This is a genomic window from Methylobacter svalbardensis (genome assembly GCF_037671525.1).
GTDB lineage: Bacteria > Pseudomonadota > Gammaproteobacteria > Methylococcales > Methylomonadaceae > Methylobacter_A > Methylobacter_A svalbardensis.
Map to the genome: position 1 here is coordinate 13,285 of NZ_JAWPOH010000032.1, position 11,604 is coordinate 24,888.

11 protein-coding genes and 1 pseudogene are annotated in these 11,604 nt (G+C 48.9%); 3 read left to right on the forward strand and 9 right to left on the reverse strand.

Annotated elements, in window-relative coordinates; genetic code table 11:
* Positions 1-32: 32 nt before the first annotated feature.
* The gene (gene kdsB, locus RW114_RS12825) at positions 33-803 is read right to left on the reverse strand and encodes a 3-deoxy-manno-octulosonate cytidylyltransferase (RefSeq protein WP_340123152.1); all 771 of its coding nucleotides are present in this window, start codon (positions 801-803) and stop codon (positions 33-35) included.
* The gene (locus RW114_RS12830) at positions 800-994 is read right to left on the reverse strand and encodes a Trm112 family protein (protein ID WP_432746228.1); all 195 of its coding nucleotides are present in this window, start codon (positions 992-994) and stop codon (positions 800-802) included. Before RW114_RS12830 ends, kdsB begins: the two co-directional genes overlap by 4 nt.
* A gap of 223 nt (positions 995-1,217) precedes the next feature.
* Here RW114_RS12830 and RW114_RS12835 point away from each other — a divergent pair, with 223 nt between their 5' ends.
* From RW114_RS12835 to RW114_RS12845, 3 genes are all read left to right on the forward strand, one after another.
* Positions 1,218-1,721, forward strand: coding sequence for a CDP-archaeol synthase (locus RW114_RS12835; RefSeq protein WP_340123153.1), 504 nt, complete (start codon positions 1,218-1,220; stop codon positions 1,719-1,721).
* A 200-nt stretch (positions 1,722-1,921) separates the two neighbouring features.
* Complete coding sequence (locus RW114_RS12840; RefSeq protein WP_340123154.1) at positions 1,922-2,815, forward strand: endonuclease/exonuclease/phosphatase family protein; 894 nt, start codon at positions 1,922-1,924, stop codon at positions 2,813-2,815.
* Complete coding sequence (locus tag RW114_RS12845; protein ID WP_340123155.1) at positions 2,812-3,402, forward strand: CDP-alcohol phosphatidyltransferase family protein; 591 nt, start codon at positions 2,812-2,814, stop codon at positions 3,400-3,402. The genes RW114_RS12840 and RW114_RS12845 overlap by 4 nt, the downstream gene beginning before the upstream one ends.
* A 126-nt stretch (positions 3,403-3,528) precedes the next feature.
* On the opposite strand, the gene RW114_RS12850 is transcribed toward RW114_RS12845, so the two are convergent.
* From RW114_RS12850 to rsfS, 7 genes and pseudogenes are all read right to left on the reverse strand, one after another.
* Positions 3,529-5,244, reverse strand: coding sequence for an HAD-IC family P-type ATPase (locus tag RW114_RS12850; RefSeq protein WP_340123182.1), 1,716 nt, complete (start codon positions 5,242-5,244; stop codon positions 3,529-3,531).
* A pseudogene (locus RW114_RS12855) lies at positions 5,224-6,228 on the reverse strand (HAD-IC family P-type ATPase); the annotation flags it as partial. The pseudogene RW114_RS12855 and the gene RW114_RS12850, both read right to left, overlap by 21 nt.
* A gap of 73 nt (positions 6,229-6,301) precedes the next feature.
* The gene (locus RW114_RS12860; protein WP_340123156.1) at positions 6,302-6,496 is read right to left on the reverse strand and encodes a hypothetical protein; all 195 of its coding nucleotides are present in this window, start codon (positions 6,494-6,496) and stop codon (positions 6,302-6,304) included.
* Positions 6,483-9,863 (reverse strand): NAD-glutamate dehydrogenase domain-containing protein, encoded by a 3,381-nt coding sequence (locus RW114_RS12865; RefSeq protein WP_340123157.1) that lies wholly within the window; start codon positions 9,861-9,863, stop codon positions 6,483-6,485. Before RW114_RS12865 ends, RW114_RS12860 begins: the two co-directional genes overlap by 14 nt.
* Positions 9,864-9,897: 34 nt before the next feature.
* A complete protein-coding gene (locus RW114_RS12870) occupies positions 9,898-10,323 on the reverse strand; it encodes an ATP-binding protein (protein WP_340123158.1) in 426 nt (141 codons plus the stop codon).
* A gap of 9 nt (positions 10,324-10,332) precedes the next feature.
* Positions 10,333-10,671: an STAS domain-containing protein gene (locus RW114_RS12875; RefSeq protein ID WP_340123159.1), complete on the reverse strand. Its 339-nt coding sequence runs from the start codon at positions 10,669-10,671 to the stop codon at positions 10,333-10,335.
* Between the two features lie 556 nt (positions 10,672-11,227).
* The gene (gene rsfS, locus RW114_RS12880; protein ID WP_340123160.1) at positions 11,228-11,581 is read right to left on the reverse strand and encodes a ribosome silencing factor; all 354 of its coding nucleotides are present in this window, start codon (positions 11,579-11,581) and stop codon (positions 11,228-11,230) included.
* Positions 11,582-11,604 lie beyond the last annotated feature (23 nt).

Sequence of the window (11,604 nt, forward strand, 5' to 3'; positions counted from 1 at the left end):
GCTATGTCAAATGGAAACAGTACCCGGGCAGGCTAGTGCTTTAAGAGCAATACTTGCTCCACGCGCAACAAATCTTCTTGTGTATCGACACCGGAGGCCGGTGTTCGGTCTACGACTTTTACCCGAACAGCTTCGCCGTGCCACAGTATTCTCAGCTGTTCCAGCGATTCGACCGATTCGAGCATTGACGCATCCCACAGGCAGTAGCGGTTTAAAAAATCAACCGTATAAGCGTATAGGCCTATATGCCTGAGATAGGGCGATTTCCCTGAGGGCTTGCCGCCTGCCAGGGTAAATGCATCCCTTTCCCATGGAATCGGTGCGCGGCTGAAATAAAGCGCGTAACCGGCTTTATTCAAAACCACTTTGACGGCATTAGGATTGAAAATCTCTTCGGGATCGGTGATTTTGGCGGCCAGCGTGGCAATACCTGCCTGCTGTTGACCGGCTAATGCCGCAGCAACATCACGGATATAGGTCGGTGGAATAAGCGGTTCATCGCCTTGCAGATTCACGATGATTTCATCACCAACCCAGCCGCAAAGCCTTGCGACCTCGGCAATTCTTTCGGTGCCGCTTTGATGATCCGCGCGGGTCATGACCGCTTTAAACCCTAAGTCACTGACTGCCTGAAAAATCCGGACATCGTCGGTGGCGACAATAACGTCATCAGCATCGGCTTCCTGTGCGCGTTCACAGACATGCGCAATCATCGGCTTGCCGGCGATGTTCAACAACGGTTTGCCCGGCAATCGTGTCGATCCGTATCTTGCCGGGATGACGACTTTAAAACGCACACTCATTTGGCTAATGCGTCGATTTCATCGTTGGTTAACTCGCGGGCTTCATCTTCAAGCATGACCGGAATATCGTCACGGATAGGGAAAGCAATCCGGTCGGCTTTGCAGATAAGTTCCTGCTTGGACTTGTCATAAATCAACGGGCTCTTGCATAAAGGACAAGCCAGAATATCAAGCAGTTTTTTATCTATCATGGTTTTCTCTTTAATTATAGTAAGGGGCAAAAGTGATTGATTTTTGCCTTTTAGGCATTTTACAGCATTTTACAGCATTTTTAAGCAGCCTGTTTCATGCGCGTGCCGGTTCATCATCAAGCATCTCCGCAGTTCACCTAAGCTGAATCGACAGAAATTGTTAACTATGGTCAAATAAGCTCAGCTGAAGGCAGAGTTTTTCTGAGCAACCGAGGATTTCAACATGACTGCGCTACCGGTGTGTTTATATTGCATGACTCAGGCTGTCGCATTGCTTATTGCTGCGAACGGCGCACCGGTTCTGGTCAATAAAATACTGGGCAAGCGTTGGGCATGGCCGGTAGATAATAAATTAAAACTGCGCGACGGCCATCGCTTGTTTGGCAATACCAAAACCTGGCGCGGCTTGTGTTCAGCCATTTTAACGACAACCCTGATAGCCATTTTAAGCGGAATAGAACCCTTGACGGGGGCATTATTCGGTGCCTTGGCAATGGCTGGAGACATGCTGGCAAGCTTTATCAAACGCCGAATGGGACGCGTCGAAAGCAGCCGGGCGCGAGGTCTCGACACGGTGCCTGAATCACTGTTGCCGATATGGCTGTTAAAAGAGCCACTGGCGCTGAGCCTGATCGACATCATGCTGATAGTCGCACTTTTCTTCCTGATTGAGGAATTGATTTCACCGGTACTTTACCGGTTGCATATTCGCAAGCGGCCTTATTAACAATATTACGCAGCTCTAATGGAACAGCATGGTCCACGAAAAGCACGAAAAAAAGGTATGCAATGCATAAAGCACTTTCTGTCATAACGGGTGCACATAAGGACGCATGTACTGAACTACCTAAAAGCAACAGCGGAACGGATTGAACAGTTAAGCATTTTCGTGTCTTTCGTGGACAACATTTATTAGACTAAAAAGATATGCTACGAGTATTAACCTATAACATCCATAAAGGTTTCAATGTCGGTAACCGGCGCTTTGTGCTACACCAGATCCGGGATGCGCTGATAGCCGCCGACGCCGATTTGATGTTCTTGCAGGAAATGCAAGGTGAGCACCAGCGCCATCAGCAAAAAATCCCCGACTGGCCGGTTTTATCCCAGCTTGAGTTTCTTGCCGAAAATACCTGGCCTTACCACGTTTACGGTAAGAATGCCGTTTACAATGCCGGCCATCACGGCAATGCAATTCTGAGCAAACATCCGTTCGAGCGCTGGGAAAACATCAATGTATCGCCCTTCCCCTGGGCCAGTCGCAGCCTGTTGCATGGCGTTATTCGACTGCCAGGGATGGCGGGAGTGTCGCAAGTGGTAGGGAACCAATGCGACCGACTGCCAGGGATGGCGGCCGAGACTGTTCCTGACAGTCCTCGGCATTCCCCCCATCCTTGGGGGTCAGGAGTGTCGCAAGTGGTAGGGAACCAATGCGACCGACTTCCGGAGAACGGTCAGGATGTGCATATTATGTGCATACATTTCGGTTTGACCGGCAAAGAGCGCCGCCTGCAAATAGGCAAATTATCGGCGCGTATCGACAGCCATGTGCCGCATGATGCGCCGCTGATTATAGCCGGTGATTTTAACGACTGGCTTGGACAGGCTGACCGACTGTTCCATGATCATCTGGGCCTGCAAGAGATTTTTCAGGTAACTCATGGCCGTTATGCGCGAAGCTTTCCGTCCTGGTTACCTTTTTTACCGATGGATCGCATTTATTTTCGCGGTTTAACCCCGGTATCGTGTGAACGGCTGACCCGCGCCCCGTGGCATACGTTGTCGGACCATGCGCCATTGACGGCTACGTTTAGCTTATGAGCAGCATCCAGTCCAAACTAACCCTACCTAACCTGCTGACCGGGTTTCGCTTTGTGGCAGCGCCGGTGTTGCTGTGGCTGGCATGGTACGATCACTCAATTGCCTTCATGGGACTGCTGGCGATTACCTTCGCTACCGACTTGCTCGATGGCGTAATCGCTCGCTTGACCGGACAGGTTTCCCAGTTTGGCGCCGCCCTCGACAGCTGGGCGGATGTCATCACTTACCTGACCGTTGCGCTAAGTTGTTGGTGGTTATGGCCCGATGTAGTGAACAGAGAACTGCTTTATGTCGGTCTGATTGTCGCCAGTTGCCTGTTACCCGCCCTAGCGGGTATTTTCAAATTCGGGCGCTTTACCAGCTATCATACCTGGGGGGTGAAAATCGCCGCTGCCGCTATGGGCTTGACCTTGTACATACTGTTTCTGGGCGGTCCGGCATGGCCGTTTCGCGTAGCTGCCGTGATGTGCATAGTTGCGGCAATAGAAGAGATAGTGATCACTTGGCTTTTGCCTGAACCTGAATCCAATCTACGCTCAGTCTGGGATGTGTTGAAGCGTTCAGTGCGGAATGATCGTCAAAGATAAGTCTGTATTTTATTCGTAGTGCGCCCACATTTCAGTACTTTGACGCCCAATACCTTATAGACCGATCAATGCTGAATGGCAATTCGCTTCGAATAAGCACCCGAAAGAGTACCAACAAGCCCTTATTCATTTCTTGTTATTCCCGGCTGCTGCTTTGGGCAGAAACAAGCGAATAAAAAAATTTTCTATTTCGACCAATATAAACACAGTTGAGGCGACGGCGACAATCATTTGCCAGGTATGCGCGTCTACGTCAACAGTGCCGAATAACACTTGCATGGGCGGCCAATAGGTGAAGGCCATTTGGAAGGCAAGCAGCAGCAGGACAGCCAACCACACCAGCCGGTTACCGAACAGGCCATGCAGATTGAGCACGGAATAGTGCAGGTAACGGCTGTTGAAGACATAAAATATTTCAAACATCACCAGCGTATTCACAGTAACCGTCCGTGCTTGTTCAATCGAGGTTCCCAATGACCGCTCCCAGAGAAACAGGCTTAAGGTACCGGTTACCATAATCAGCGACACGAACACAATGCGCCAGATCATAAACGCCGAGAGTAATGGCTCATCAGGCTTCCGGGGCATGCGGCTCATAATATTCCGCTCCGGCGGCTCAAAGGCCAGCGAGAGTGATAAAGTAACCGCAGTAATCATATTCACCCATAATATTTGCACCGGGGTGATTGGCAATGTTTCGCCCATGACGATGGCCGCGACGATAATCAACGCTTCACCGCCTCCGGTAGGCAAAATAAAAATAATCGACTTAAGCAGGTTGTCGTAAATGCCGCGGCCTTCTTCAACGGCATGGGCTATCGAAGCAAAATTGTCATCTGCCAACACCATTTCGCGGGTTTCCTTGGCGACCTCAGTGCCCTTTTTACCCATCGCCACGCCGACATCGGCGCGTTTTAATGCTGGCGCATCATTAACGCCGTCACCGGTCATTGCCACCACATGCCCGTCCGCTTGCAACGCCGTCACCAAACGCAGCTTATTTTCCGGGTTGGTGCGGGCAAAAACATCGACACGCCGGATGGCTGCTGTAAGCTCAGCATCGGTCATCCGGTCCAGCTGTTCTCCGCTCAGCACCGAGCCGTCACCGATATTAAGCTGTGCGGCAATCGCTACGGCCGTCGCCGCATGGTCACCGGTAATCATTTTGACCCTGATACCGGCGTTTTGGCACTTGAGCACGGCTTTAACGGCTTCGGGCCGCGGCGGGTCAATCATGCCGACAATACCCAGCAACGTCAGCCCGGTTTCAACATCGGCAAAGTTAATTTGAGTCTGGGAGGAAGGTACGGTCTTGAACGCAATCGCAAGCAGGCGCTGCCCGCTGCCCGCGATTTCATCCATCATTTGATGCCACTGGGCAACATGAATCGGCACATCTTCGCCATCAATCCGTTGCAGGCTGCACATGTCAAGCACTCGTTCGGGTGCGCCTTTGATAAACACGAAGGCATGGCCGCTATGGTCATGATGCAGTGTCGCCATATAACGATGTTCCGATTCGAACGGGATAACGTCGGTACGCGGCATTTCCTGATTGAGAAAATCGGGATCTATCCCCGCTTTGTGCGCCAGGGTAAGCAATGCGCCTTCGGTAGGGTCACCGAGTACAATCCAGTTGCCGCCGTGTCCAGTCCCGTTTCCGGATTTTTGCTCCACTCTTGCGTTATTGCACAGCGCTGCGGCGCGAAGCAATTCATGCAGATCAGGGTGATCTTCTCCAGGCGTTATTTCGTCCGCCAGTTTAAATCCGCCTTCGGGCTTATAACCGACACCTTCCACAGTAAATAGCTTGTTATTAACGAAGACCGATTTGACGGTCATTTCGTTACAGGTCAGGGTGCCGGTTTTATCGGAACAGATGACGGTAACCGAACCCAAGGTTTCGACGGCCGGCAAGCGCCGGATAATGGCATTGCGTTTGGCCATGCGTTGTACGCCGATAGCCAGGGTAATGGTCATAATAGCCGGCAAGCCTTCGGGAATGGCGGCCACGGCAAGTCCTACCGCCGACATAAACAACTCGGTCAAAGAAGAGTGCCGAATAGTCCAGCCATAGGCGAACGTAGCCGAGGCCACCGTTAAAATAGCAAAGGTCAACCATTTGCTGAAGCCTGCAATCTGCTTTAGCAGCGGCGTGGTTAATTATGGGACCGTGCGCAGCATGGAACTGATACGGCCGATTTCGGTAAGGTCTCCGGTAGCGACTACCATACCCAGTGCGGTACCGTAGGTAATTAAGGTGCCAGAATAAGCCAGGCAGAATCGATCTCCCAGTGCCGCATTGGCGCCGACAGTCGCCGTATTTTTTTCGACGGGTAAGGATTCACCGGTAAGCATGGATTCATCGGCGCGCAGATTTTTGACCTGTAATAAACGCAAATCAGCCGGCACCTTGTCGCCGCTTTCCAGGGCGACAATATCGCCAGGAACCAATTGCTCGGCAGGTATCAGAAAATGCTTGCCGTCACGCCGCACCATGGCCTGGTGCGTGAGCATATTGCGTATCGCATCCAGTGCCTTTTCCGCCTTGCCTTCCTGAATGAAACCGATCAACGCATTGACCACTACCACGCCGACGATGACGCCGCTGTCTACCCACTCTTCAATAGCTGCCGTTAAACCGGCTGCGGCGAGCAATACATAAATGAGCACATTGTGAAATTGGCTGAAAAAGCGTTTGAGAGGGCCGCGACTGGCTTCCGCCGTCAGCCTGTTTACGCCGTATTCAGCCAGTCGTTGTTCAGCCTCTTGCTGACTCAAGCCCTGTTCAGTGTTGTCAAAAGCATCGCAAATAACATCGAGGGGAAGCGTATGCCATGGACGACTGTTTGATGGCGTCTTTTTTTCATCATTTAATCTAACGAGCGCATTGTGATTATTAGGTGAAGTGAATTACCCCGACCTCAAGGACGTGGTTTTTAAATTCAACGGCACGAGCAGGAACAGAGGCTTTTTGTCCCTCGGCTTGACTAACAGTGCCTCGATTAGCAATACCGGCGATTCCTGCCGCTATTATTCTTTTCGCTTCATTTTTGCAATTGATATCTTCAAGAATAACCTTACGAATCACCATCAACCAAATTCTCCAACTCCTTAGTCAGTGCAATATAAGGAAACAGGTTAACCGGCAACCGGCTGTTAATTTCCTGATAAATCCGCCGGTACCGGTTGATTTTTTGTTGTTGATCTTGCTGCTCAAAGTAATCGGCACAGGTTTCAGCTTCGTTTGCCAGAATGGCCTTGAGCACACGAGCTGTCACTCGCTTCATATCCTCTTGCAATTCGTTCATTACTTTTCGTTCCCAATAATCTTGCATCGGCATCTTCGCCAACTGTTCATTGATCTCTATCAAGCCCAGATAGAGGGTGATTTCATTGAACCGTTTCAGGGTGGAGACAAAATCCAGCGAGGTTTCGGCGGCCAATGAGACGACCAGCGGAAAATCATTGAGGCTGGATATAAATATCAGGCGTAACGCCAGTAGGTCGGGAATGCCGTCTTGCCGATATTGCGCCAGTTGCTCGGCAAACCCGGCGTACTCGCTTTTAAAATACTGTTCATAGTCTTTTAAATGACGGCTATAGCAATCGACGGTCGGTTCATTCGGCCGGATTTTTCTTCCCTGCATCAAGGCCCAGCGACAAAAACCGGCCAGCGTATTTTCGATCTGCATCAATAACCGATATTGCTTATCAGCCGCTATGCTATTGTCCAGCTCACTAATCGTCTGCCGCAACGCGTCGCCGTCTAAAACCCGATCGAAGGTCAGATAACAGGTGACATGATCTAGGGTATTTTCGCTGTCGACATCCAGACTTAAAAATCCGCAACCGGCCTGATTGATGATTTTATTGCTAATCAAGGTCGCTTTAATTTCACGGGCCAAGGGGTGGTAGGACAGATAGTTTGGGTACTGTTTGCTGACCAGTTCAGGAAAATAAGCCTGTAAATAACAGTTACAGCATTCTTCCTGCAATAAGGCGGATTGCTCCTGTATCAACTGGGTCAGGTACATTTTGCTGGCGGCCATCAATACGGCAAATTCGGGCCGGGTTATCATTTGTCCGGGTCGGGACATGACTTCTTTAGTTTGCGGAAAGCATGCAACCGCCCTATCGAAAAAACCGGCTGCTTCCAAACGTTCGGCCAGCTGCAAATAAACAGCCGAATCTTCTATGCAACGTAATTGTTCCAAAGATAAACAAAGACTTTGGTCTATATTATCGGCCAACACCAACCGGCAAACATCCTGGGTCATACTGATAAATAACGGCTGATAATCAGCAATCAATTTTTTCTTTTGCAGACTGACCAGGAAGATTTTTAAATTCACTTCATGATCGGACGTATCGACGCCTGCCGAGTTATCGACCGCATCTGTGTTAATGCGTCCGCCCCTCAGGCTGTATTCGATGCGCGCTTTTTGGGTAAAGCCCAGATTAGCGCCTTCACCGACGACACTGGCACCCAGATCGGCTGCATTCACCCGCACGTTATCATTTGCCCGGTCGCCGACATCTTTGTGTCTTTCTGTACTCGCTTTTACGTAAGTGCCGATACCGCCCAGCCATAATAATTCCACCGAAGCCATCAGCAAGTAACGAATCAGGGATTCACCATCCAGCGATTTGTAACGTAGGCCTAACCATTTTTTCAACTCAGGAGATAGCGGAATATCTTTGGCCGATCTTAGATAAACACCGCCGCCTGCTGAAATCAGCGTACGCTCATAATCATTCCAACTGGATCCCGGCAACTCGAACAATCGCTTGCGTTCATTAAAAGCAGCCTCGCTATCGGACGGATTAGGATCGATAAAAATATGCTGTCCGCTAAAAGCCGCCTTTAGCCGGATAAACGGCGACAACAACATGCCGTTACCGAACACATCGCCATCCATGCTGCCGATACCGACGACAGTAAAGGCTTCGTTTTGTATGTCTTTACCTACAGGACGTAGGTAAGGAGCGTTAGCAGGAGCGGAAGCCTTGGCAATTTCACGAAAATGGCGTTTTACACATTCCCAAGCACCGCGCGCCGTAATACCCAGCGCTTTATGGTCATAACCATGAGAGCCGCCGCTGGCAAAGGCATCGCCCAACCAGAATTGATATTCTGCCGAAACCGCATTGGCAATATCGGAGAACTGCGCGGTGCCTTTATCGGCCGCCACGACCAGATAGGGATCTGGATCATCGTAACTCACGATGTTATGCGGCTTGACGATCTTGTCGTCGATATAATTGTCGGTTAAATCCAGCAAGCCGCGTATCAAGGTGAGATAGGCTTTTTTTCCTGCCTCCCTCGTTGCCAAACTGGATGACTTTGAACCATTCTTTTTAACAACAAATCCGCCCTTGGCACCTGTCGGGATAATCAGCGCATTTTTACTAACCTGGGTTTGCATCAACCCCAGAATTTCGGTTCTAAAATCATCGGGACGATCCGACCAACGGATACCGCCACGGGAAATCTTACCGCTACGTAAATGTATGCCTTCCATATCGACCGCATGAACATAAATTTCATTTTGCGGCTTGGGTGAGGGCATATCGATAATGCCCAGGCTGTTAATTTTAAAGGCGATGAAATAGTCCGCCAAACCGCGACGCAGATGATAATTACAGCGCATCGTCGCATCAATCAGGTTAAACAGGGTACGCAAAATGCGATCATCATTAATATCGGAAACCGAGTCGATGCTTTCCAGCAAGTGCAATCGTAGCGGAAATGCAACCTGCTCTTCCCTGATCGCCGGATCATCCCAATCAGGATTCAGCCTAAAACGCAGTTCAAAGTAATTAAACAAGCCTAGCGCAACCGGCGGATTATTAAGCAATGCATGATGTACGCTGGCGCGGGTCGTTTGGTGTCCCAGCTGTAAATAATAATTTCGGTAAGCCCTGAGCACATCGATTTCCTGCCAGGTCATGCCGGTCAATACACACAGCTTGTTCAATGCGTCGTTTTCGACCTTCCCATCCATCATCACTTGAATGGTTTCCAGCATCCGACTTCTTAACGGGGTGAATGAAGCGCACTGGCTTTTTGCCGCCTTGATAGTGAAGCTTTTGATAAATAAGGTAATGCCATCGACCGTAACCGAAAACTGCACCTGATCCACCACTCTTAAATGCATGTTTTCCAGAACCGGAATATATTCGTCCAGATAACGGGGTTGTCGACCATAAAAATGCAGCCGATAATGATCGGCTCTCTTGCAGGGGTTAAGCAGGCTGATGCGTTGCTTTTTTGACGTTAAGACCTGCTCAAGATTCAGCATATCTTTTAGCGCATAGCGCGGCGAAACCAACGCCCGATATTCGGCTGAAAACGCGGCATGGTATTTTTGCCACAGTTGCCGGCCGATTGCTGCGCCTAAAGCTCTCTCAGCTATACGCTGCAAGGCAATCGACCAAGTTTGGGTCTGTCTTCTCAATGGCTTATCCACCTGTAACTATCAGCCGTTATAGTCAACTCAGATATTTTATAATTTCCAACACATTACAATCGCCCTGCCGGGTATAGGTAACCGAATCCATCAAGGTACGGATGAAAAATATACCCATGCCGCTTTCTTTAGGATGCTCAAAATCCGGTAACGGCACCGATTCCAGGTCGAAGCCTTGGCCATGATCGTACACCTTGATATTCAGTTCATTTTCCTGAATCTGGATGGTTATTCTGACGGTGTCTTTCGGGTTGTCAAAGTTTGCATGTTTGATCGCATTGACTGTCGCTTCCGTTAACACCAGATTTAAATGATAAGCCAACGCTTCCCGGTCACCAGAGTAATCATCCAATTCTTTCGCGATATGCTCACCGATACTTCCGATCAAATCCAGATATTTTGTCTGTGTCGGAATGATTACCTCTACCTGAATAACCGAATTACACATACATAACCTCTATGTTTCATTATCAAAAGCTTCATTTAAATCGGCATAGATTTCAAATATCCTGTTTAAGCGGGTCAACTCAAACATCGATAACACCTGTTGCTGCAAGTTGGCTATAGCCAACTTGCCCGACTTGGCTGCTGCATTTTTATGGCCTGACAGCAACGCGCCCAAACCGGAGCTATCAATAAAACGAACTTGTTCCAACTGGACAATAATATTGATTTCACCCTGTTCTATCAGACGCAAAATAGTTTCCTTTAATTCATCTGAATTATGCGCATCTATCCTTTCTTCCTTAATAAAAAGGACAGTACAACCATTTGTTCTTTCCAGATTTAAATTCATTGGTTTTCTTGAAGGTGATAAATAGTTAAAACAAAACCTGTAGTCGAATCATAGCACTATAAGCAATATTACAAATCTATTATCTGGCAAGTTAACAATCTGTTTTTACAAAGGCTGCAGGGGTTTATGTCGTTTTTTCCAGCCAGCTTACGCATCACAAAATAAATCGTGGGCGTGGTTAGCACGGAAACCGTCAAGGCTCCCATCACGGCGATAGCCAACGGTTTTAAGCATGTGTATTTGTTTCACACCCTCCAAATGAGGGTTCATTACCACGGGTGTGCGGGGAACGCAGAAGTCTGGACAGTTGAGCAAGTTGATATTACGGTTTATCCTCACGGGTATGCGAGGAACGCGGAAGTCTGGATAGATCGATATTTTTCATTAAGAATCAGATGCATAGCATGCATAAGCCGGTTTTAACGGCAGCGAGAACAGGTGTTTCCGGTAGCACCCAGATTCGCCAGAAACGCTGCCTCACGCTAAGTCCTTCGACAAGCGCAAAGCAGGCTTGGTAATCTTATTTAGGCATGCTTTTCAATAATCAAGCCCAAGCCTACGAAGCTTTCTGCTCGCTTTCTTTGGAATCGTCAACTGACCATAGTTTTTCAAGCTGATAAAAGCCGCGCGCCTGAGCATTCATTGCATGGACAATCACGTCACCCAAATCCAGTAACACCCAGTCTGAACCTAGGTCGCCTTCAATACCCAAGGGTTTGATGCCGCTTTCCTTTAGTTTTTCTGCGACATAATCGCATAAAGACTTCAGGTGACGATCCGAGGTACCGGTTACTACGACCATATAATCGGTAAAACTGGTTTTGCCCCGAACATCGAGTGTCGTTATGTTTTGCCCTTTGCGTTCATCCAAAACTTCCTGGACAATTTTCAATATCTGTTCTGCTTGCATTCAAATTCCTAGTGTAAAAAATG

Excerpts from the sequence above, each read along its gene's own strand:
- kdsB (WP_340123152.1), bottom strand. The coding sequence starts at position 803 with ATGAGTGTGCGTTTTAAAGTCGTCATCCCGGCAAGATACGGATCGACA.
- rsfS (WP_340123160.1), bottom strand. The coding sequence starts at position 11,581 with ATGCAAGCAGAACAGATATTGAAAATTGTCCAGGAAGTTTTGGATGAA.
- RW114_RS12850 (WP_340123182.1), bottom strand. The coding sequence starts at position 5,244 with ATGACCGTCAAATCGGTCTTCGTTAATAACAAGCTATTTACTGTGGAA.
- RW114_RS12840 (WP_340123154.1), top strand. The coding sequence starts at position 1,922 with ATGCTACGAGTATTAACCTATAACATCCATAAAGGTTTCAATGTCGGT.
- RW114_RS12830 (WP_432746228.1), bottom strand. The coding sequence starts at position 994 with ATGATAGATAAAAAACTGCTTGATATTCTGGCTTGTCCTTTATGCAAG.
- RW114_RS12845 (WP_340123155.1), top strand. The coding sequence starts at position 2,812 with ATGAGCAGCATCCAGTCCAAACTAACCCTACCTAACCTGCTGACCGGG.
- RW114_RS12870 (WP_340123158.1), bottom strand. The coding sequence starts at position 10,323 with ATGTGTAATTCGGTTATTCAGGTAGAGGTAATCATTCCGACACAGACA.
- RW114_RS12835 (WP_340123153.1), top strand. The coding sequence starts at position 1,218 with ATGACTGCGCTACCGGTGTGTTTATATTGCATGACTCAGGCTGTCGCA.
- RW114_RS12875 (WP_340123159.1), bottom strand. The coding sequence starts at position 10,671 with ATGAATTTAAATCTGGAAAGAACAAATGGTTGTACTGTCCTTTTTATT.
- RW114_RS12860 (WP_340123156.1), bottom strand. The coding sequence starts at position 6,496 with ATGGTGATTCGTAAGGTTATTCTTGAAGATATCAATTGCAAAAATGAA.